This window comes from Pseudomonas sp. XWY-1 (assembly GCF_002953115.1).
GTDB lineage: Bacteria > Pseudomonadota > Gammaproteobacteria > Pseudomonadales > Pseudomonadaceae > Aquipseudomonas > Aquipseudomonas alloputida.
Genome location: NZ_CP026332.1, coordinates 630,362 through 650,341, shown reverse-complemented (window position 1 = coordinate 650,341; position 19,980 = coordinate 630,362). Strand labels below are relative to the sequence as shown.

Below are 19,980 nucleotides of genomic sequence, written 5' to 3'. Positions count from 1 at the left end.
GAGGTATGCCGCGATGAAAATTATCGTAAGTGCGTCGAGCCGAAACCCCGCCTGCCCCTGGCAAGTCCAGCTCGATCAGCATGTGGTCAGTTTCCGCAGCGAGGCTGAGGCGCGCGCCTTCGTCGCCACGCTGGAAACCCGGCTGCAGGCACCTCACCCGCTCATGCGGGAGCCTTGGCCTGCAAACGCCGGGTCAACAGCGCAACACTGACCACCAGCGCCCCGCACAGGCTGATCACGATTGCCATGGGCACCGCACTGCCATCATGCAGCAGCCCGACCAGCGCCGCAGCACCCGCAGCTACGCTGAACTGCACACAGCCCATCAGTGCCGAGGCGCTGCCGGCACGCGCGCCCTGTCCACTCATGGCGCAGGCCGAAGCATTGGGAATGATGCAACCAAGGCTGGCGATACAGATGAACAGCGGCACCAGTAGCGGCCACAGTTGCGCAGGGCGCAACGCCGCCACGCCCAGCAGCACCAGGCCCGCAACCAGATACAGCCACACCGCACGGCCCAGCAGGAAGGCCGGCCCGCGTTTGGCCAGCAGGCGGGCGTTCACCTGCGCCACCAGAATAAAACCTGCGGCGTTGGTGCCGAACAGCCAGCCGTAGTGCTCAGCGGGCACGCCATACAGTTTGATGAACACGAAAGGTGAACCGGCGATATAGGCGAACATGCCGGCAATGGCGATACCGCCGGTCAGGGCATGTCCGAGGAAAACCCGATCAGCCAGCAGCCGCAGGTACTGGCGCAAGGCGCCAGATAGCGGTTGGCGGGGTATGTGCTCGGGCAGGCTTTCCGGCAGGCCCAGGCTTACCGCCAGCAGGCAGCCGGCACTGAACAGGCTCAGCGCAAGGAAGATCGACTGCCAGCCGGCCAGGTTCACCAGCACCCCACCCAGCATCGGTGCCAGGATTGGCGCCAAGCCCATGACCAGCATCAGTTGCGAAAACACTTTGGCTGAAGCTACCGGGTCGCACTTGTCGCTGACGATGGCCCGCGAAAGCACCATGCCGGCACAACCACCCAGTGCCTGGATGAAACGCGCCACCACCAAGGTATCGAGGTTGGGGGCGTAGGCACAGGCCAGTGATGCCAGGGTGAACAGCGTAACGCCGAACATCAGCGGTTTGCGTCGGCCAAAGCGGTCGGCAACCGGCCCATAGGCCAACTGCCCGATAGACAGGCCCAGGAAGTAGGCGGCCAACGTGGCCTGGACGTGTTTTTCATCGGTGGCGAACGCTTGCGCCATGGCCGGAAAGGCTGGCAGGTAGAAGTCGATCGCCAAGGGCCCGAACGCACTGAGTGCGCCCAGGATGAGCACCATTCGCAGGTTCATCAGGAATCCATAGCAGGCTAAGCAAGTGACTGATTCTACCTGCTGTGGACCCTGTCAATGTGAAAAGATTTGCAACACTGTTAGCGCCGGAGGGAGCAATCAGGTCTTCAGGCGAGTTCGGCCTGATACCCCTCATCCCGAATCGCAGTGAGGATCTGCTCCTGCGCCAACTCGCTCTGCACACGCACCTGTTTGCCTGCCAGATCAACTTCCACCCTGGCTGCCGCATCCTGCTCCTGCACCGCGCGGGTCACGGCTTTCACGCAATGGCCGCAGGTCATGCCTTGTACATTGAACACTTGCATGGGGGTTACCTCCTTCAGGTTTTTCACAAGTCTCAAGCTTGCCATCAGGGCAAGGTCAAGCCCTGCCTGCAACACCCGGGGTGGAAATCCGCGTCCGCGTCGGCCAAGCTGCGCCTTTGACGATCAGGCAAGCAGGAGATTTTTCATGTTCAGGGCAGCATTGGGCGTTGTCGGGCTCTTGGGCGCGCTGGCTGTGGTGCCACCGGCATTCGCCGAGGGCAACTCGGCCTACAGCGTACTGATCATTTCCCGGGAGCGCCTGGAAGTGGCCACCAGTTGCGAAATCGGCGTGTACCTCAACGACCAGCTTTCCGGGCGCGTTTTCCAGGAGCAGTCCACCTCGTTCAACCTGCCGCCTGGCCCGGTGGATGTGCGCCTGCGCCTGCTGCCTGGGCAAATGCCGGGTTGCGCCGCAGGTATAGAGGACCAGCGCAGCACGCGTTTGAATCTGCAGGCGGGCCAGATCAACAAATACCGCATCGCCATGGGGCAATATGGGCTGGAGTTGAAACGAGCCGACCTGGGCTATTGACCTTGCCTGCGTGGCAAGGTTGATGCTGGAGGCCTGTCCAAGGAGGAGAGCCATGCCCGCATCCACCACATACGACCTGCCGATCTCCGGCATGACCTGCGCCAGCTGTGCTGGCCGGGTCGAGCGCGCCCTGCGCAAGGTCACCGGCGCTGAACAGGTCAGCGTAAACCTCACCACTGAAAAAGCTCGGGTTCTGGCCCCGCCTGCCAGCCTGCCAGCCTTGGTCGAAGCCGTTCGCGAGGCCGGTTACGGGGTACCAACCCGCACCCTCGAACTGCAGATAGGCGGCATGACCTGTGCCAGTTGTGTCGGCCGAGTAGAGCGCGCCCTGGGCAAATTGGCCGGGGTCAAGCAGGTCAGCGTCAACTTGGCCAGCGAACGCGCGCACCTCGAAGTGCTTGCGGCCCTTGATGACAACCTGCTGATCGACGCTGTGCAAAAGGCAGGCTACAGCGCCAGCCTGCCGCAATCGACCAAGGACGACCAAAGCGCTGTCCAGCGCCGCCTGCGCAACGAGCGCCTGGCAGTCGGTGCAGCCTTGCTGTTGGCCCTGCCGCTGGTATTACCCATGCTGGTACAACCGTTCGGCTTGCACTGGATGCTACCCGCCTGGGCGCAGTTCCTGCTGGCCACACCCGTGCAGTTCATTCTCGGTGCCCGCTTCTACATTGCAGCCTGGAAGGCCGTGCGCGCCGGTGCCGGCAACATGGACCTGCTGGTGGCCCTGGGCACCAGCGCTGGTTATGGCCTGAGCCTGTACCAATGGGCACAGGCTCCCGCCGGTATGGCCCCGCACCTGTACTTCGAAGCCTCAGCCGTGGTGATTGCCCTGGTATTGCTGGGCAAGTACCTGGAAAGCCGCGCCAAACGCCAGACCGCCAGTGCCATCCGAGCCCTCGAAGCCCTGCGCCCGGAACGCGCCCTGCGCGTGGTCGACGGCGTGGAAGAGGACGTGGCCATCGCCCAGTTGCGCGTGGGCGACCTGGTACTGGTCAAGCCCGGCGAACGCTTCCCGGTCGACGGCGTGGTCGAAGACGGCAGCAGCCATGCCGATGAGGCCCTGATCAGCGGCGAGAGCCTGCCAGTGCCCAAGCAACCCGGCGACAGCGTCACCGGTGGCGCCATCAATGGCGAAGGCCGGCTGCTGGTGCGTACCCAGGCGCTGGGCACCGAGACCGTGCTGGCGCGCATCATCCGCCTGGTGGAAGACGCCCAGGCCGCCAAAGCGCCGATCCAGAAGCTGGTCGACCGTGTCAGCCAGGTGTTCGTCCCGGCCGTGCTGGTACTGGCGCTGATCACCCTGATTGGCTGGTGGCTGGCTGGGGTACCGCTGGAAACCGCGCTGATCAACGCCGTCGCCGTGCTGGTCATCGCCTGCCCCTGCGCCCTCGGCCTGGCCACGCCCGCCGCGATCATGGCCGGTACCGGGGTCGCCGCCCGCCACGGCATCCTGATCAAGGATGCCGAAGCCCTGGAGCGTGCCCATGCGGTCAACCGCGTAGTGTTCGACAAAACCGGCACCCTCACCTCCGGCAGCCCGCGGGTGGTTCACAGCCAGGCGCTGGACGGCAACAGCGCCGACCTTTACCGCCTGGCCGGCGCCCTGCAGCGTGGGAGTGAACACCCGCTGGCCAAGGCGGTGCTGGTGGCCTGTGCAGAGCAAGGGCTGGACGTGCCAACCGTTGCCGACAGCCAGTCGCTGACCGGGCGCGGCATTGCCGGTCGCGTTGAAGGCCGTGAACTGGCGTTGGGCAACCGCCGACTGCTTGACGAAAGCGGTCTGCAGCCCGGCGAGTTGGCCGCCCAGGCCCAGGCCTGGGAAGCTGAAGGGCGCACACTGTCGTGGCTGATCGAGCGCGGCAAGCAACCGAGAGTGGTGGGCCTGTTCGCCTTTGGTGACAGCCTCAAGCCTGGCGCCGCGCAGGCCATCGAAACCCTGCACGCCCAACACATCAGCAGCTACCTGCTGACCGGTGACAACCGTGGCAGCGCCAACGTGGTTGCCGAGGCACTGGGCATCGACGATGTGCACGCCGAAGTGCTACCGGCCGACAAGGCCGCGACCGTGGCCGCGCTCAAGCAGGATGGAGTGGTCGCCATGGTTGGCGATGGCATCAACGATGCACCGGCGCTGGCCGCGGCCGACATCGGCATTGCCATGGGTGGCGGTACCGACGTGGCCATGCAGGCCGCCGGCATCACCCTGATGCGTGGCGACCCGCGCCTGGTGCCCGCCGCGCTGGAAATCAGCCGCAAGACCTACGCGAAGATCCGCCAGAACCTGTTCTGGGCCTTCATCTACAACCTGATCGGCATTCCACTCGCCGCGCTGGGTTACCTCAACCCGGTCCTGGCAGGTGCCGCCATGGCCCTGTCCAGTGTCAGCGTCGTCAGCAATGCACTGTGGCTTAAAACGTGGAAACCCACCAGCAGCACCCAGGAGGCGCCATGAACATCGGCCAGGCCGCCCGCCGCAGCGGGCTCAGCACCAAGATGATCCGTTACTACGAGTCCATCGGCCTGCTCAAACCCGCCACTCGCAGCGACAGCGGCTACCGCCTGTACCAGGCGGAAGACTTGCACAACCTGGCCTTCATCAAACGCTCCCGCGACCTGGGCTTTTCCCTCGAAGAGGTCGGCAAGTTGCTGACCTTGTGGCAGGACCGCCAACGTGCCAGCGCCGATGTGAAGGCACTGGCCATGCACCACATCGATGAACTGAACCGGCGCATCGAGGAGCTGGTGAGCCTGCGCGACACCCTCGGCGAGCTGGTTTCGCACTGTCAGGGTGACGACCGCCCGGACTGCCCGATCCTCAAAGACCTGGCCAATGGTGCTGCAGGCAGCTGCTGTCACTGAGCTGCCACGAGCGTTTGGCATGCCATAAATGTCCAAACACGACCGATTAGTCACCAACCACGACTTTATCCAATAAATACGGGCGTTTCGGCTTCATAAAACCCGGATGCTGCCGATGTAGATGCTACCTGCCTCGTGTGTCGAAAATAACAATTCCGGGAGCGTCGATGAGCATCAAACAGAAATTGACCTGGGCATTCGCGGTCATCGCCGGCTTGCCCATCGTTCTGGTGGCCACCCTGGTGGTCATCAACCTGCGCGGCGAAGCCCGCGACGGATTCCTCGACAGCAGCAGCCGGGAAATCCGCCAGGTCAGCAATGCGATGAACATCTTCTTCCAGGGGATCAACCAGAACGTCGAATACATGGCTTCCCAGCCAATGGTTGCCGCCACGGGCAGCGAGCTGAACAAGTACATGAGCGCAACCCCGTCTTACGAACTGGGCGAGCAGGCCAGCAAAATTCTCGACTTCATGACTCGCCTGGCCAACTCACATCCCGCCTACGCCTACCTGTCCTACGGGGTGAATGACGGCGGCTACACCGGCTGGCCGGCCGGCCAGAAGTTTGTCAATTATGACCCACGCACGCGCCCCTGGTACCAACTTGCCATGGCCAACCCTGGCAAGACACTGCGTACCGGTGCCTACTACTGGGCCGCCGACGATGCGGTGCTGGTCAGCACCGTGCGCACCGTGGCCAACCAGCTGGGCAACCCCGGCGGCGTGGTCAACATCGACGTGTCGCTCAAGGGCCTGACCGAGATCGTCAAGCAGATCAAACTGGGCGAAAGCGGCTACCTGATGCTGGTGGAAAGCAACGGCAACGTGATGGTCGACCCGCGCGACGCCACCCACAATTTCAAGCCGCTGGGAAGCTTTGGCGACGGTTATGCCAAGCTGGCCAAAGCCGGCAAAGGCCTGGTCGAGGTCGAACTCAATGGCGTGCACTACATGGCCAACGTCTACCCCGACCAGCAGCTGGGCTGGACCTTCATCGGCCTGATCGAACAAAGCGAAGTGATGCAGACCACCACCCGGCTCACCTGGCTGATCGGTGTCATCGCTGTGGTGTTGGCCGCGCTGTTCGCGGTGGTCGGTGCGGCCTTCGCCAAACTGATCGTGCGCCCGATCAACAGCGTCACCAATGGCCTGGAAGACATTGCCCAAGGTGAGGGTGACCTGACCCGCAACCTGGAAATCCGCGGCCGCGACGAAACCGCGCAACTGGCCAACTGGTTCAACCAGTTCCTCGGTGCCATTCGCAGCCTGATCCAGCACATCGGTGCTGCCGCCAGCAAGATCCTCAGCACTTCCAGCAGCTCGACCCGCGTCTCCAGCGACATGGCCGAGGCGGCCGGCCGCCAGCGCGAAGCCGTAGACATGGTTTCCACCGCATTCCACGAAATGGTCGCCACCGCCAATGAAGTGGCACGGTCCTGCAGCCAGGCGGCGCAGTCGGCCGACAGCGGTCAGCAGCAGGCCCGCGAAGGGCAGCAGCAGATCGATGCGGCGGTACACAGCGTTGATCGCCTGAGCCACGAAATCGAGCAATCGGCCCAGTCGATCCAACAGCTGGAGCGTGACAGCAACGCCATTCAGTCGATCCTCGGCACCATCCGTTCGATTGCCGAACAAACCAACCTGCTGGCCCTCAACGCCGCCATCGAGGCGGCCCGTGCCGGTGAGCAGGGCCGTGGCTTTGCCGTGGTGGCCGACGAAGTGCGGGCGCTGGCCAAGCGTACTGCCGACTCCACCGCCGAAATCGACGGTTTGCTGGGCAACCTGGCCAGCCGTACCGCCGAAGTGGCCGAGCAGATGCACGCCAGCCTGGAGGTGTCGCAGCAGTCGGTCAGCCGCATTGGTCTGGCCCGCGACAGCTTCGGGCAGATCCGTGAGTCGGTGGATGTGATCCGCGACATGAACACCCAGATCGCCACGGCAGCCGAAGAGCAGCATCAGGTGGCTGAGGACATCAACCGGCACATCAGCCAGATTCACGGGGATGCGCAGTTGGTGGCCGAGCTGGCCCAGGCGGCGCGCCAGGACTCCGAGAGCCTGGCTGGGCTGTCCAATGAGCTGGATATGCTGGTGCGCAGGTTCCGCACCTGATGATGCATGGCCTGTGCCGGCCCTTTCGCGGGTGGTAACGCGCCCTCCGTAGGCGCGGGTTTACCGCGAAGAGGCCGGCACAAGTAACCCTGAACTAAAGCTTCAACTCCCCCGGTGTCGCGCCAAACAGCTGCTTGAATGCCGCAATGTAGGCCGAGGTGGAGTCATACCCACACCCCAGCGCCGCCTCGGTCACATTCTCCCCCGCCTCCAGCAACGCCAGCGACGACAACAGCCGCATGCGCTGGCGCCAATTACGAAAGCTCAACCCGGTCTCCCGTTGAAACAACCGCATCAGCGTCTTTTCCGAACACCCCAGCTCCCGCGCCCACTGCTGCAAGGTCTGCGGCTGGTCTGGTGCAGCGATCAAGCCATTGCACAGCGCCAGCAAACCAGGGTGGCGGGGCAACGGCAGCGAAAAACCGACTTCCGGCAAGGTGCGCAACTGATCGAGCAGCACCGCTACCAGTCGCGCCTCCGCGCTGTCGTCCTCTGGGTAATCCGCCGGGAACAGGCAGAACTGCTTGATCAGCTCGCGCGCCAGCGGCGTCACTTCCAGCACCCGGCATTGTTCCGGCGCCCATGGGCAGGCATCGCGGCGCACATACAGGCTGCGCATCTCGGCTTGCATCGAGGTGACCACTTCATGCTCGGCATCGGCGGGGATCCACACCCCCCACTGCGGTGGGGCAAAGTAACTGCCGTCGCGTGTGTACACGCCGAGTACGCCGCTGATGGCGTAGGAAAATTGCACCCAGTCGTGCTGGTGGCGAGTCGTCCAGGAACCGGCGCCAAGGCTTTCGGCACGGGCGTAGAGCGGTCTGGGCAGGTGTTCCAGCGCGGGGATAGCGCGGGGGTGTCCGATGATCGGCATGGTATTTTCTTTTAGTTCTGACCAGACAAGCCTAACAGCTGGATCATGATCGAGGCACTCGCCGCCTCTGCCGTTACCCTGGAGGTACTTCAGCGCTCGACGATAACGGTCACCCCCTGCCCGCCTGCCGCACAGATCGAAATCAGCCCGCGCCCCTTACCCGCCGACGCCAGCAGCTTGGCGAGGTTGGCCAATATCCGCCCACCGGTTGCCGCAAACGGGTGCCCGGCCGCCAGCGAACTGCCCTTGACATTGAGTTTGCTGCGGTCGATCGCGCCAAGCGGCGCCTCCAGGCCCAACCGCTCACGGCAGTAATCGGCATCCTCCCAGGCCTTGAGCGTGCACAGCACCTGGGCCGCAAAGGCTTCGTGGATTTCGTAGTAGTCAAAGTCCTGCAGCGTCAGGCCATTGCGTGCCAGCAAGCGCGGCACGGCATACACCGGCGCCATCAACAACCCTTCGCGCCCCGTGACAAAATCCACCGCAGCGGTTTCGCCATCGACCAGATAGGCAAGCACCTGCAACCCCTGCTGCTGCGCCCACGCCTCGCTGCCCAACAGCACCAGCGAAGCACCATCGGTCAGCGGCGTGGAATTACCCGCCGTCAACGTGCCCTGCCCGCTGCGGTCAAAGGCTGGTTTGAGTCTGGCCAACTGTTCAAGACTCAGGTCGGGGCGCAGGTTGTTGTCCCGTGCCAGCGAAAGAAACGGCGTCAACAGGTCGTCCTGCCAACCCTCGGCATAGGCAGCGGCCAGCTTCTGGTGGCTAAGCAGCGCCAATTCGTCCTGCTCGGCGCGGCCAACGCGCCAGGTGTGGGCCATGCGCTCGCAATGCTCGCCCATCGACAACCCCGTACGCGGCTCGCTATTGCGTGGCAGCTCGGGTTTCAGGTGATGAGGCCGCAGCTTGAGGAAGGGCTTTAACCGTTCGCCAAGGCTTTTGCCACGGTTGGCCTGCAGCAATATATGGCGCAAGCCTTCGTTGACGGCGATTGGCGCATCGGAGGTGCTATCGACACCGCCTGCAATACCGCAGTCGATCTGCCCCAGGGCAATCTTGTTGGCTACCAGCAGCGCAGCCTCCAGCCCGGTACCACAGGCCTGCTGGATGTCATAGGCCGGGGTCTGCGGTGACAGGCGCGAACCCAACACGCACTCGCGGGTCAGGTTCATGTCGCGCGAGTGCTTGAGCACGGCACCAGCCACCACCTCGCCCAACCGCAGCCCGTGCAGGCGATAGCGTTCGATCAAGCCTTCAAGCGCGGCCGTGAGCATCGCCTGGTTGCTGGCCGTAGCGTAGGCGCCATTGGAGCGGGCGAAAGGGATCCGGTTGCCGCCCAGGATCGCGACCCGGCGAGTTGAACGCATGCGCGTGTTCCTCCTGAAACAATTTGTTCGGTACAGCCTAGGTGTTTTTACCGCATTCGAACGACCCTGCCGCAAAGTTGGTCCACACTTTCAAGCTTGCCTTTCGGGAGACCACTCATGAGCGATCGCTACCTCGGTTTTGCCAACTCCAATCTCGGCCGCCGCCTCGTGGATGCCCTTGGCCTGCCACGCCCGGCGCCACTGGAGCGCTGGCAGGCTGGACGCCTACGGCCGGTGGAAGGTGCCCTGGTACTGGGTGGCGGGCCACTGGCGACGCAGGTCGAAGCCATCGCCCCGCGCCTCACGGACGAGGTATACAGCTTCAATGCCGACAACCTGCAGGCTGAAGCCTGGGTGGCCGGCCTGGGGCCGAAAATCAAGGCCGTGGTATTCGATGCCAGTCACTTGTCCGACAGCGATGCACTGAAGCAGTTGCGTGAATTTTTCCAGCCGATGTTACGCAGCCTGGCCCCATGCGCCCATGTACTGGTGCTGGGCCGTGCACCGGAAGGCCTCGACGACCCACTGGCCAGCGTTGCACAGCGTGCCCTTGAGGGCTTCAGCCGCTCACTGGCCAAGGAACTGCGCAATGGCGCGACTGCCCAGCTGCTGTATGTCGCCCCCGGTGCCGAAGATCAGCTGGAAGGCGCCCTGCGCTTCTTCCTCTCGCCAAAGAGTGCCTTCATCTCTGGCCAGGTACTGCGCCTGCAAGCCTGCACCAGCCAGGTGGAGGACTGGACCCGCCCACTCGGCGGCCGCCGTGCGCTGGTCACGGGGGCTGCGCGCGGCATCGGCGCCGCCATTGCGGAAACCTTGGTACGGGACGGCGCCGATGTGCTGCTGCTGGATGTACCGCAGGCCAGCCAGGACCTCGACGCCCTCGCAGCACGCCTCGGCGGCAAGGCACTGCCACTGGACATATGCGCGAGCGATGCGGCAACGCAACTGCTCGCGGCCCTGCCCGACGGCATCGATATCGTGGTGCACAACGCCGGTATCACCCGCGACAAGACGCTGGCCAACATGACGCCGGAATACTGGGACGCCGTGCTGGCCGTGAACCTCAAGGCACCGCAAGTGCTCACCCAGGTGTTGTATGACAACGGCGCGCTGGGGGAAAACGCGCGCATCACCCTGCTGGCCTCGGTCAGCGGCATTGCCGGCAACCGCGGGCAGGCCAACTATGCCGCGAGCAAGGCCGGGCTGATCGGCCTGGCCCAGGCCTGGGCGCCACGGCTCGCCGAGCGTGGTGGCAGCATCAACGCCATCGCCCCCGGTTTCATCGAAACCCACATGACTGCAGCCATGCCCATGGGCCTGCGCGAGGCGGGCCGGCGCCTGAGTTCGCTGGGCCAGGGTGGGCGCCCGCAGGATGTCGCCGAAGCCATTGCGTGGTTCAGCCAGCCAGGCTCCGGGTCGGTCAACGGCCAGGTGCTGCGGGTGTGCGGCCAGGCACTGATGGGGGCTTGAACATGAGCCGACAATGGCACGACCTGCACAACCCTGCCGCCCGCGCCAGCCTGTACCTGCGCGCAGCCAGCAAACGCTCCATCAGCGGCGAACGGCTGCCGGACGATGGCCTGCGCTGTTTCATTCGGGTCCAGCCGGGCAATCTGGGTGCCTACCGAAGGCTTTGCCACTTTCCCGATGATGGCCGCCTGCCGGGGACCTATCCACATGTGATGGCGTTCGCCCTGCAATTGCAGCTGATGACGGCCGATGATTTCCCCTTCCCGCTGCTTGGCCTGGTACACCTGCACAACCGCATCGAAGTGCTGCGCCCGCTTGGTGCTGTCGAAGGTCTGCGCTTTGCGGTGTACGCGCACAACCTGCAGCGCCATGCCAAAGGTGGCACCTTCGACCTGGTCACCGAGGCTGAAGATGGTATCGGCCTGCTCTGGCGCGAGACCAGCCGCATGTTGGTGCGTGGCTTGGCCCTGGAAGGCGAGGCAAGTGAGCCCGCCGACCCTGAGCCTGATCCGTTGCCCGAGGCCACCCGCTGGTACGCCGACAGTGATATCGGCCGGCGTTATGCCAAGGTGTGCGGGGATTACAACCCTATCCACCTCAGTGCCGTCAGTGCGCGGTTGTTCGGCTTTCCCACGGCCATTGCCCATGGCATGTGGACCAAGGCCATGGCCTTGGCCGCGCTGCGCGGGCACTTGCCGCACAGTGGCTATGCCTTTGAGGTGGACTTCCGCAAGCCGGTCAGGTTGCCTTCGGAGGTGGTGCTCAGTGCCAGTGAAGCGGGCCCTTCGGGCCAACTGCGCCTGGACGGGCACGGGGACGTGCTGCATATGGTCGGCCGTTGGGAGAGCCTGTAAGGCCGGGCCTGTCCTGGCGGTATACGCTTGCTTTGCATCGGGCCTGGGCAGAAGCTATGCAGCAATAGGAGACCCCCGATGAACCTGCAAGAACTCACCCAACGCCTGCATCAGATCCGCGATACCAACGACTGGCGCGGCTTCCACAGCCCGAAGAACCTGGCCATGGCCGCCAGCGTCGAAATGGCCGAACTGGTAGAAATCTTCCAGTGGCTGAGCGAGGACGAATCGCGCCAGCTGCCTGCCGACAAACTGGCCCACGCCGGCCAGGAGATCGGTGACGTGGTGCTCTACCTGTTGCTGCTGTGCAGCGAACTGGGTCTGGACATGGACCAGGTGGTGCGTGCCAAGCTGGCCGACAGCGAGAGGCGCTTCGCCCGATGAACGACCGTCATTTCGATGAGCTGGCCACCCGCTTTGCCGAAAAGATCTATGGCGGCGCCAAGGGTGCGATCCGCCTGGCCGTGCTGCAGGCCGACCTGGCCGAAGCGCTACCCGACCGCCCGCTACGCATCCTCGACATCGGCGCCGGGTTGGGCCACATGGCCTTGTGGCTGGCCGAGCGCGGCCACCAGCTGACCCTGGCCGAACCTGCGGCGCCCATGCTCGACGGCGCCAGGGCACGCTTTGCCGAAGCCGGCCAGACCGCGACCTTCATCCAGGCGCCCTGGCAAGACCTGCTCGGCCAACTGACCGAGCGCTACGACCTGGTGCTCTGCCACGCCGTGCTCGAATGGCTGGCCGAACCCGAGAGCATCCTGCCGGTGCTGCACCAGCTCACGGCCCCCGACGGCTGGTTATCGCTGGCCTTCTACAACCGCGACGCCCTGGTCTATCGCAACCTGCTCAAGGGCCATTTCCGCAAGTTGCGCAGCAACCGGCTGGAAGGTGAAAAGCAGAGCCTGACCCCTCAGAAACCGCTTGATCCACGCGAACTCAAAGCGCAACTTGAGCCTATGTGGCTGGTTGAAAGCGAAAGCGGCGTGCGGGTGTTTCACGACTATATGCCCAAGGAATTCCAGGGTAAGGCCGAGCTGCTCGACCTGCTGGAAATGGAACTGGCCCACCGTCGCCACCCCACCTTCGCCGGGCTTGGCCGCTACCTGCACTGGGTTTGCCGCCCCCGCTAATCCGCCGCGCCGGGAGGAACACATGCCGTACCGTCTGTTGTGCCTGGCCCTGCTGCCCATTGCCCTGGCTGGCTGCCAGGGCAGCAACCCGTATGTGGCCAGCAGCCGCCCGTTACCACCGGCCCCCGCCCAGGCGGCCACCACCTTCGACGCCAGTGCTTACCCTGCGCCCGCTCGTGATTATGGGCACTACCGCAGCTGGAGCTGGCGCAACGGCCAGTTGCCCAGCGGCACTGTCGATGCCGACCCGGCGCAACTGGCCGATGCCGTCAGCGGTGCGCTCGACCAGCATGGCCTGCGCCCCTCTCGCGCAGGCCCTGGCGACTTGCTGGTGAGCGCCGATATGCGCCTGGAAAAACGCTTGCGCCAAGTGCGTGACTACGACACCTACGACCCCTACTACGGGCCGTACCCCTATGGAGGTGTCGGCTATGGCGGCTACCGCCACGGTTATGGAGGCTATGCCAGCGTGCCCATCGTGCGTACCTACGAGGTCGAAGTACTGGTGGTGCGCATCGACCTGTACGACGCCCGCAGCGGCCAGCCGGTCTGGAGCGCCAGCGCCGAAAGCAGCAGCAACAAGGACTCGCCCCGCGAACGCGAAAGTGCCTTGCGCGACTCTGTGCACAAGGCGCTCAGCGGCTATCCTCCCAGTTAATAGCTAACGGAGAACCATCATGTTGCGCCGTCTCGTTCTACTGTCATTCGCGTTGTTGCTCGCAGCCTGCTCCAGCAACAACGTCCAGCAGGATTTCGATGCCAGCCGCGATTTTGCCGCCTACCGTAGCTGGGCATGGCAGGAGCCAGGCCTGCAGTACCGCCCGGATGACCCACGGATCAAGAGCGACCTCACCGAGCAGCGCATTCGCCAGGCGGTAGCAGACCAACTCGACCAGCGCGGCCTGCGCCCGGTACAAGGCGGAGCGCGGCCCGACCTGACAGTACGCACATACCTGATCGTGGAGCAGCGCCAACAACAGATCACCACCAACTACGGCGGTGGCTGGGGTGGCTACTGGGGCGGCTACTGGGGTGGCCCGATGTACAACGAAACCCGCAGTGTCGACTACAAGGTCGCCACCATCCAGGTCGACATGTTCGATGGGCGTGACGGCAAGCTGGTATGGCGCGGCAGTGCCGAGCAGATCATGAACAACTACCCGCCAAGCCCGGAAGAACGTAACAGCGCAATCCGCAACACCGTGGCCAAGGTGCTGGGCAACTACCCACCGGGCAGCAAAAAATAGCGTTGGAGCGCGGCTTTTGCATGCACCGTGGCCCGGCGGGAGCGGGTTTACCCGCGAAGCAATTGGCCCGGTGCATGGCACCGGCTTCGCGGATGTTCGCGGCTGACCCCACGCCTACATAGATGGCGATTCCGAGTACGACTGCGTCACCGGCCTGGCCTGTGTCAGCTACGACAAAATCCATTCCACGCACGCCTTTTTTCCGATGCCAACCGCACTCCCCCGCACGTTCCCGTCTATCTTCTTTTAAGGAAACCTGACTGACCGGGTAGAAGTGTTCAACATTTGGGAAAGGCGACCTGCCAATGCAAAGCATTGTTCTCCTGCTGTGGCTTGCCTTGTGCTCCGAACAGGATGTGCGTCAACGCCAGATATCCAACGTGCTGACCCTGGGGGCGGCTGGCTGCGCCCTGGCCTGGCTGTTCAGCACCGGTCACAGCTGGATAGGCGCCGAAGCCAGCGAGGCCGGTTGGGCGCTGGCCATCGTCATGCTGCTGACCCTGCCAGGCTACATGCTCGGCCGCTTCGGCGCCGACGACGTCAAGCTGATGGGTGCCCTGGCCCTGGCCACCAGCCCGCAATATGTGCTCGGCACCTTCATTGGCGCGGGTGTCACTGTACTGGTCTGGCTACTGACCCGCCGCCGCCTGTGGACTCTGCTCAACCCCAAGGTAAAGAAGCGTTTGCAGGCCCTGACCGAAGAAATGGGCGACAAGCAGGCATTCGTCCCCTATGTGTTATCAGGTTTTCTTCTAACGGCCGTATGGATCCAATAACCCTTCCAGTGGTCCGATGACTTGTACAGACCTTGTACATATTCGCTGAGTGCGACTACTTTTAAGCTGCCAGAGCGTCTGGCACGGGAGCAGGGCCGTATAAGAACAGGGAGTTGATCGTGTCCAGATCAGTGAGTGAAGTAAAGGTGTTGGTGGTTGATGACCAACCGGTCATTGTCGAACAGCTGAGTGAATTCCTTCAAACCAAGGGCTATGCCTGCGTTACAGCCCTCTCAACCGACGAAGCCATCGAGCACTATGTGGCAGACCCGACCATCGGCTTGCTCATCTGTGACCTGCACATGCCAGATCGGGATGGCATCGAGCTGGTGCGCGCCTTGAAGGAAATCAACGGCAGCCAGCGCACGTTCGAAGCCATCATGTTGACAGGGCGTGCCGAGAAACAGGACTTGATCCGGGCAATACGCGAAGGTTTTGCCGATTACTACCAGAAGCCGATGGACCTTGATGAACTGCTGGCAGGCGTCCGTCGGCAAGAAGCGGCTTTGCTGGAGCGCCAGCGCAACCTTCGTGATCTGGGTGGACTGAACCAGCGCTTGCAGGAACTGGCCGAGTCGGTGGACGAACTGTATCAGGACCTGGAAAAAGCCCGTGGCCAAGGCACCCACCGGCGTGCCAGTGATGCAGAAGAAAGCGAAAGCGAGCTGCCAGCAGCGTTCGAGAAACTGTCACCACGCCAACTGGAAGTGGCGCGCCTGGTTAGCAAGGGCAAGACCAATTACCAGATCGCCTGCGAACTGGGCATTACCGAAAACACCGTGAAGCTGTATGTGTCTCAGGTATTGCGTTTGACGCATATGCACAACCGCACCCAGCTGGCTCTGGCGCTGACCCCCAGCTCGTCGCCCGTTCACCAGCGGTTCACGACCCATTGAGTGAATGCTCGGCTTACCATCTGGAGCGGCCTCGTGCTGCAAAGGCTGCTCCTGCAAGCCCATAGTTGCCTGCTACAACTGGATCGCCAGGTTCAACGACAGCCGAGGCCCACGGTCCAGGCTATCCAGCGCCACATCCGCCAACGGCTTGGCCACTTCCAGCGCCACATTGAACACATGCCCACCCCCTAACCGCACACCCAGCGCCACCGAAGCCAGATGGGCGTCCTCCACCGGTCCCCGGTTGTGCCAGGCCTGAGCGGTATCCACCACCGCATAGGGCTGAACCTGCGCAAGCCAGCTACTGCGCACGCTGTAGTGGAGCTCGTAAGCCACACCCCAGCCCTTGTCACCGTCCGCCTGATCGCGCGGGTAACCGCGCCCGAAATTCTGCCCGCCAAACCCCGCACGCTCGCTGTCGGGCAAGCGATCATCACTCCAGTACAACGCCCCGGACACCACCCCCTGCCAGTTATCCAACAGGGTGTCGCTCTGCAAACCGGAAAGCCGCACGCGCAGGAAGTCGAGATCGTAGTCAGCATCGCTGCGTGCCCCCAGGTAGTCCAGCCCCTGATGGACCCCGGCACTGACGATACGCAAACGCCCCTGCTCCACCTTGCGCCAATCACCTTCGAATGACAGCGCCCGCACATAGGTGTCGTATTTGCGAGACGGTGGCTGCTCGGCCATCCGGTCTTCATCATGCTCACTGACCGAGTACAGGTGGCCCTGCACCGCTAGCCACTCATTCGGCCTGACAACCACCGGCTGACGCAGGCCGATCGCATAGCGCTCACTGTCGTGCTCGCGGGTGATATCGCGGCCATCGTCCAAACGTATGCGCGTGCCGGGCTCGCTGCGGTAGCGCGACGCCGACAGCAGCAGTTGGCTACCGGCGGCGTCCAGGTACTGGCTGTAATCGAGGCGCTGGTAATAGACCCGGTCATTGCCAGGGGGCAGCAGCCAGCTGGCCGTGACACGTTCGCCATGGCGGGTCTGGGCATTGCTGGCTACGGTGATCAGGGCCTGTGCAGCATCACGGCTGGAGTCGGCCACGGTCACAGCGGCGCTGAGCGGCGTGCGTCGCGCATGCACGGTCAACTGGGCGACACCATCGGCAGCCCGTGCCATTGCCAGTTCGGCCTCTACCACGACCCCTGGCATGCGCGTAGCCAGGCCCAGATAGCGCTCCAGCGTTTCGCGGGTCAGTGGGCGCTCGGCCTCAATGCGCGCCAGCAACTGCTGCAAATACTCACTGGCCGGCCCAATATCGCCGTCCAAGCGGTAATCACGTACGTAACCTTCGACCAGCACCACGTCGACCCTGCCATCGGCCACATCCTGAGGAGGCAGGTAGGCATACGACAGCAAATAGCCCTCCTGCCGGTAGCGTTGGGTCAGGCGCTGGGTGTATTGCTGCAATTCACCCAACGTGGTTTCGCGCCCGATCAGCGGCTGATAGTGTTCACGCAGGTCGCCCAAGGGGTACACCGTGCCGCCCTCGAAGCGCACTTTTTGCAGCACCAGCCGGGTGTTGGCCGGGGCCCAGTCGGGGTTGTCGATAGCCCCCCCTGCCAACCGTATATGGGGGCTCAGAGGGGAATAGTCCGTCATCGGCAGGTTGGCGCTGGGCAGACGCCGCTCGTACTCATGGCTTTCGAGAAACCCCGGCAACGGGTCGGCGTGGGCAGCAAGTGCCCAAAGCAGCAACATCAGGGGCACGACCAGAGGACGCATAGGGCACTCCATGTTCCCATGGGTTGCGGGGCACCAGCCGGTCACACCCGTCACTTGCAAGCGTAGGTGCTGGCCCGGCTGTCGTCGAACACCTACTCACTGACCTGGAACGCCACCCGCGCCGTCTGACCGCTTTCGTCCAGCGCGCTGAGTTCGGCCTGCCCGACCTGTGGCAAACGCAGCAACAAGCTGTCCTGCCCCTGGGTTTCACCCAACGGCTGGCCGTTGAGGAACCACCAGCGCCGTCCACCACCACCCAAGGCAGATACCTGCAATTGCAACGGCTCAGTGCTGGTGGCCGGGCGGCGCAGATTGTCGCCTGGGCGCACGCCGACGATCGACAGCGGTGGTGCGCTGGCCGGCGCCTGCGGCGGGCAGGCCGGGTCGATGGCCGGCAAACGCGCCATGCGCCGCTCGACACGGGGTAGCCAAGGCTCCAGCGGCGCCGGCCACAGGGCGATGTCACGCGCCTTGGCGCCCGGGCAGCTACCATCGACCCGCAAGCCCTGCTCGTTGACCCATACTTTTTCGCGCAAACCCAGGCCCAGCGGCTGGTCGGCTGCCTGCAAGGTTGGCGGCGTGGTGCCGTCCAGGGTCCATGCAAAGCGCTGACGCCGACAGTTGGTGTCCTGCTTGCTCATCGGCTGGCCCAGCGGCCAACAGATCGCCGCAACGCCGATATTCGCAGGTACCGGCGCTACCGGGACGCTGATGCCGCGTTGGCTGTCGCGATTGCTCAACAGATCGTGCACCTGCAACATCAGCGGCGCCGCCGACGCCAGGCCGAACTGCCCAGGCACCGGTGTACCGTCGGGGCGGCCAATCCATACGCCGATCAGGTAGCGCGGCCCCACGCCAATCGACCAGGCATCGCGGAAGCCGTAGCTGGTGCCGGTTTTCCAGGCCAGTAGCGGGCGCTGCACCAGTTCGGCGTGCGGGTCGCGGTCCGGGCGCGCCTGGCCGCTGAGGATACGCCGGATGATCCACGCCGCCCCCGGTGACAGCAACCGGTGCTCCACCAAGGGGGCCTGTGGCTGCAAGCGCACCTGCGCACTGTTGCCACCCCGCGCCAGCGCCGCGTAGCCCCCGACCAGGTCCTCCAGCCGGCTGCCGGCACCGCCCAGGATCAACGACAGGTTGGGCTCGGCAAGGGGGGGCAGTATCAACGGCATGCCCGCCATGCGCAGTTGCGCGGCAAAGCGTTTCGGGCCGTAGGCCTCCAGCAATTGCACGGCGGGCAGGTTGAGCGACAGGGCCAGCGCCGAGCTGGCCGACACCGGCCCGCTGAACCCCATGGAGAAGTTGCCAGGGCGATAGTCGCCATAGCGTCGCGGAACATCCTGCAACAGCGATTCGGAATGGATCAGGCCATCGTCCAGCGCCATGCCGTAAAGAAACGGTTTGAGGGTGGAGCCGGGCGAACGTAGCGAGCGCACCATATCGACATGGCCAAAGCGGCGCTCATCAGACAAATCTATCGAGCCCAGGTACGCGCGCACCGCCATGCTCTGCGCTTCGACCACCAGAATGGCGGCCGAGGTACGCTCCGGCAGCCGTGCGCGCCAGCCCAGCAGCAAGTCTTCGAGGCGCCGCTGAAGCGCGGCGTCAAGCGTGGTACGGATCAGCGGCGGGCTGTCAGCGCTGTTCAGGCGCCGGGCCAGCAATGGCGCCAGGGCCGGCTCCTGGCGTGGCGCCAACACCAGCGGCTCCTCGGCCGCCTCGCGAATTTGCTGGGCCGGCCACACCTGGTATTCAGCCAGGCGCTGCAGCACCTTGTCCCGGGCACGCTGGGCACGCTCGGGGTGGCGGTCCGGGCGCAGCCGGCTGGGTGCCTGGGGCAGCACGGCCAGCAGTGCCGCTTCGGCAGGTGTCAGGTGCAGGGGCGACTTGCCCAGGTACGCCCAACTGGCTGCCGCCACGCCCTGAAGCGTGCCGCCGAACGGTGCGCGGTTCAGGTAGATCTGCAGGATGTCGCGCTTGGACAAGTGCCATTCCAGCTGCAAGGTGCGCCATAGCTGGCGCAGTTTGCCGACCAGGGTACGGTCGTGCGGGTCGAGCAGGCGTGCCACCTGCATCGACAATGTGCTGCCGCCCGACACGACACGCCCCCCGCGCAGGTTCAGCCAGGCCGCCCGGGCCAATGCCAGCGGGTTGACCCCTGGGTGGTTGTAGAACCAACGGTCCTCGTAAGTCAGCAAAGCCTGCAGGTAAAGCGGCGAAACCTCTTCAGGGCTTACGGGGTAGCGCCACACGCCATCAGCATCGGCAAAGCGCCACAACGGCGTGCCGTCTTCGGCCAGCACTACCCGGGCCAGGTCGTCACCCGGCAGCGGCAACGGCCAGACACGGTCAGCCAGCCAGAACAGGCCGCCGAGCACCAGCAGACTGATCAGCGTGGCACGCAACAACCTGCCCGCTCGGCAGCGTGGTCGCGCTAAGCTTGGCATCGGGAACCGACCTGGCCAGGTAATGGCCAAAG

19 protein-coding genes and 1 pseudogene are annotated in these 19,980 nt (G+C 64.2%); 14 read left to right on the top strand and 6 right to left on the bottom strand.

Going from position 1 to position 19,980, the window contains the following annotated elements; all coding sequences use genetic code 11:
- Positions 1-13 precede the first annotated feature (13 nt).
- Positions 14-211 (top strand): hypothetical protein, encoded by a 198-nt coding sequence (locus PRJ_RS30260; protein ID WP_003255284.1) that lies wholly within the window; start codon positions 14-16, stop codon positions 209-211.
- Here the strand turns inward: PRJ_RS30260 and PRJ_RS03050 are convergent.
- Complete coding sequence (locus PRJ_RS03050) at positions 162-1,343, bottom strand: multidrug effflux MFS transporter (RefSeq protein WP_003255285.1); 1,182 nt, start codon at positions 1,341-1,343, stop codon at positions 162-164. The two genes, PRJ_RS30260 and PRJ_RS03050, sit on opposite strands and share 50 nt — an antisense overlap.
- 107 nt (positions 1,344-1,450) lie before the next feature.
- A complete protein-coding gene (locus PRJ_RS03045; protein ID WP_014589568.1) occupies positions 1,451-1,648 on the bottom strand; it encodes a heavy-metal-associated domain-containing protein in 198 nt (65 codons plus the stop codon).
- Positions 1,649-1,793: 145 nt separating this feature from the next.
- On the opposite strand from PRJ_RS03045, the gene PRJ_RS03040 reads away from it, so the two are divergent.
- The 5 genes and pseudogenes from PRJ_RS03040 to PRJ_RS30595 all read left to right on the top strand — a co-directional run bounded on the left by PRJ_RS03040 (position 1,794) and on the right by PRJ_RS30595 (position 7,150).
- Positions 1,794-2,180: a hypothetical protein gene (locus PRJ_RS03040; RefSeq protein ID WP_003255287.1), complete on the top strand. Its 387-nt coding sequence runs from the start codon at positions 1,794-1,796 to the stop codon at positions 2,178-2,180.
- A gap of 52 nt (positions 2,181-2,232) precedes the next feature.
- Positions 2,233-4,632 carry a heavy metal translocating P-type ATPase gene (locus tag PRJ_RS03035; RefSeq protein ID WP_104960728.1) on the top strand — a complete coding sequence of 800 codons (2,400 nt, stop codon included), beginning with the start codon at positions 2,233-2,235 and terminating at the stop codon, positions 4,630-4,632.
- Positions 4,629-5,039, top strand: a complete 411-nt coding sequence (cueR, locus tag PRJ_RS03030; protein WP_104960727.1) for a Cu(I)-responsive transcriptional regulator — start codon at positions 4,629-4,631, stop codon at positions 5,037-5,039. The genes PRJ_RS03035 and cueR overlap by 4 nt, the downstream gene beginning before the upstream one ends.
- Positions 5,040-5,206: 167 nt before the next feature.
- A pseudogene (locus PRJ_RS30600) lies at positions 5,207-6,292 on the top strand (cache domain-containing protein); the annotation flags it as partial.
- A gap of 90 nt (positions 6,293-6,382) precedes the next feature.
- Entirely contained in the window at positions 6,383-7,150 is a 768-nt protein-coding gene (locus PRJ_RS30595) for a methyl-accepting chemotaxis protein (protein ID WP_371928147.1), read from the top strand.
- A 94-nt stretch (positions 7,151-7,244) separates the two neighbouring features.
- Here the strand turns inward: PRJ_RS30595 and PRJ_RS03020 are convergent, their stop codons facing one another.
- Together PRJ_RS03020 and PRJ_RS03015 are read right to left on the bottom strand one after the other, a co-directional pair.
- The gene (locus PRJ_RS03020; protein ID WP_020193139.1) at positions 7,245-8,024 is read right to left on the bottom strand and encodes a helix-turn-helix transcriptional regulator; all 780 of its coding nucleotides are present in this window, start codon (positions 8,022-8,024) and stop codon (positions 7,245-7,247) included.
- An 89-nt stretch (positions 8,025-8,113) separates the two neighbouring features.
- Positions 8,114-9,391, bottom strand: a complete 1,278-nt coding sequence (locus PRJ_RS03015) for an acetyl-CoA C-acetyltransferase (RefSeq protein WP_104960725.1) — start codon at positions 9,389-9,391, stop codon at positions 8,114-8,116.
- Between the two features lie 117 nt (positions 9,392-9,508).
- Between PRJ_RS03015 and PRJ_RS03010 the strand changes: the two genes are divergently transcribed.
- From PRJ_RS03010 to PRJ_RS02970, 8 genes are all read left to right on the top strand, one after another.
- Positions 9,509-10,861 (top strand): 3-oxoacyl-ACP reductase, encoded by a 1,353-nt coding sequence (locus PRJ_RS03010; RefSeq protein ID WP_104960724.1) that lies wholly within the window; start codon positions 9,509-9,511, stop codon positions 10,859-10,861.
- 2 nt (positions 10,862-10,863) lie between these two features.
- Complete coding sequence (locus PRJ_RS03005; protein WP_020191269.1) at positions 10,864-11,715, top strand: MaoC/PaaZ C-terminal domain-containing protein; 852 nt, start codon at positions 10,864-10,866, stop codon at positions 11,713-11,715.
- A gap of 78 nt (positions 11,716-11,793) precedes the next feature.
- Positions 11,794-12,099 (top strand): MazG-like family protein, encoded by a 306-nt coding sequence (locus PRJ_RS03000; protein WP_003255298.1) that lies wholly within the window; start codon positions 11,794-11,796, stop codon positions 12,097-12,099.
- Positions 12,096-12,845: a methyltransferase domain-containing protein gene (locus PRJ_RS02995; RefSeq protein WP_104960723.1), complete on the top strand. Its 750-nt coding sequence runs from the start codon at positions 12,096-12,098 to the stop codon at positions 12,843-12,845. Before PRJ_RS03000 ends, PRJ_RS02995 begins: the two co-directional genes overlap by 4 nt.
- A 22-nt stretch (positions 12,846-12,867) precedes the next feature.
- A complete protein-coding gene (locus tag PRJ_RS02990; protein ID WP_049587205.1) occupies positions 12,868-13,503 on the top strand; it encodes a DUF4136 domain-containing protein in 636 nt (211 codons plus the stop codon).
- A gap of 19 nt (positions 13,504-13,522) precedes the next feature.
- A complete protein-coding gene (locus PRJ_RS02985) occupies positions 13,523-14,092 on the top strand; it encodes a DUF4136 domain-containing protein (RefSeq protein WP_010951849.1) in 570 nt (189 codons plus the stop codon).
- Positions 14,093-14,397: 305 nt separating this feature from the next.
- Entirely contained in the window at positions 14,398-14,868 is a 471-nt protein-coding gene (locus tag PRJ_RS02975; protein WP_010951848.1) for a prepilin peptidase, read from the top strand.
- Between the two features lie 119 nt (positions 14,869-14,987).
- A complete protein-coding gene (locus PRJ_RS02970; protein WP_012051094.1) occupies positions 14,988-15,764 on the top strand; it encodes a response regulator transcription factor in 777 nt (258 codons plus the stop codon).
- Positions 15,765-15,836: 72 nt separating this feature from the next.
- Here the strand turns inward: PRJ_RS02970 and PRJ_RS02965 are convergent, their stop codons facing one another.
- Both PRJ_RS02965 and pbpC read right to left on the bottom strand, forming a co-directional pair.
- Complete coding sequence (locus tag PRJ_RS02965) at positions 15,837-17,501, bottom strand: ShlB/FhaC/HecB family hemolysin secretion/activation protein (RefSeq protein WP_104960721.1); 1,665 nt, start codon at positions 17,499-17,501, stop codon at positions 15,837-15,839.
- A 92-nt stretch (positions 17,502-17,593) separates the two neighbouring features.
- Complete coding sequence (gene pbpC, locus PRJ_RS02960; RefSeq protein WP_020189961.1) at positions 17,594-19,948, bottom strand: peptidoglycan glycosyltransferase PbpC; 2,355 nt, start codon at positions 19,946-19,948, stop codon at positions 17,594-17,596.
- Between the last annotated feature and the right edge of the window lie 32 nt (positions 19,949-19,980).

Excerpts from the sequence above, each read along its gene's own strand:
- PRJ_RS30595 (WP_371928147.1), top strand. The coding sequence starts at position 6,383 with ATGGCCGAGGCGGCCGGCCGCCAGCGCGAAGCCGTAGACATGGTTTCC.
- PRJ_RS03045 (WP_014589568.1), bottom strand. The coding sequence starts at position 1,648 with ATGCAAGTGTTCAATGTACAAGGCATGACCTGCGGCCATTGCGTGAAA.
- PRJ_RS02985 (WP_010951849.1), top strand. The coding sequence starts at position 13,523 with ATGTTGCGCCGTCTCGTTCTACTGTCATTCGCGTTGTTGCTCGCAGCC.
- PRJ_RS30260 (WP_003255284.1), top strand. The coding sequence starts at position 14 with ATGAAAATTATCGTAAGTGCGTCGAGCCGAAACCCCGCCTGCCCCTGG.
- pbpC (WP_020189961.1), bottom strand. The coding sequence starts at position 19,948 with ATGCCAAGCTTAGCGCGACCACGCTGCCGAGCGGGCAGGTTGTTGCGT.
- PRJ_RS03010 (WP_104960724.1), top strand. The coding sequence starts at position 9,509 with ATGAGCGATCGCTACCTCGGTTTTGCCAACTCCAATCTCGGCCGCCGC.
- PRJ_RS03050 (WP_003255285.1), bottom strand. The coding sequence starts at position 1,343 with ATGAACCTGCGAATGGTGCTCATCCTGGGCGCACTCAGTGCGTTCGGG.
- PRJ_RS02990 (WP_049587205.1), top strand. The coding sequence starts at position 12,868 with ATGCCGTACCGTCTGTTGTGCCTGGCCCTGCTGCCCATTGCCCTGGCT.
- PRJ_RS02995 (WP_104960723.1), top strand. The coding sequence starts at position 12,096 with ATGAACGACCGTCATTTCGATGAGCTGGCCACCCGCTTTGCCGAAAAG.
- PRJ_RS02965 (WP_104960721.1), bottom strand. The coding sequence starts at position 17,501 with ATGCGTCCTCTGGTCGTGCCCCTGATGTTGCTGCTTTGGGCACTTGCT.
- PRJ_RS03020 (WP_020193139.1), bottom strand. The coding sequence starts at position 8,024 with ATGCCGATCATCGGACACCCCCGCGCTATCCCCGCGCTGGAACACCTG.
- PRJ_RS03000 (WP_003255298.1), top strand. The coding sequence starts at position 11,794 with ATGAACCTGCAAGAACTCACCCAACGCCTGCATCAGATCCGCGATACC.
- PRJ_RS02975 (WP_010951848.1), top strand. The coding sequence starts at position 14,398 with ATGCAAAGCATTGTTCTCCTGCTGTGGCTTGCCTTGTGCTCCGAACAG.
- PRJ_RS03005 (WP_020191269.1), top strand. The coding sequence starts at position 10,864 with ATGAGCCGACAATGGCACGACCTGCACAACCCTGCCGCCCGCGCCAGC.
- PRJ_RS03015 (WP_104960725.1), bottom strand. The coding sequence starts at position 9,391 with ATGCGTTCAACTCGCCGGGTCGCGATCCTGGGCGGCAACCGGATCCCT.
- PRJ_RS03035 (WP_104960728.1), top strand. The coding sequence starts at position 2,233 with ATGCCCGCATCCACCACATACGACCTGCCGATCTCCGGCATGACCTGC.
- cueR (WP_104960727.1), top strand. The coding sequence starts at position 4,629 with ATGAACATCGGCCAGGCCGCCCGCCGCAGCGGGCTCAGCACCAAGATG.
- PRJ_RS03040 (WP_003255287.1), top strand. The coding sequence starts at position 1,794 with ATGTTCAGGGCAGCATTGGGCGTTGTCGGGCTCTTGGGCGCGCTGGCT.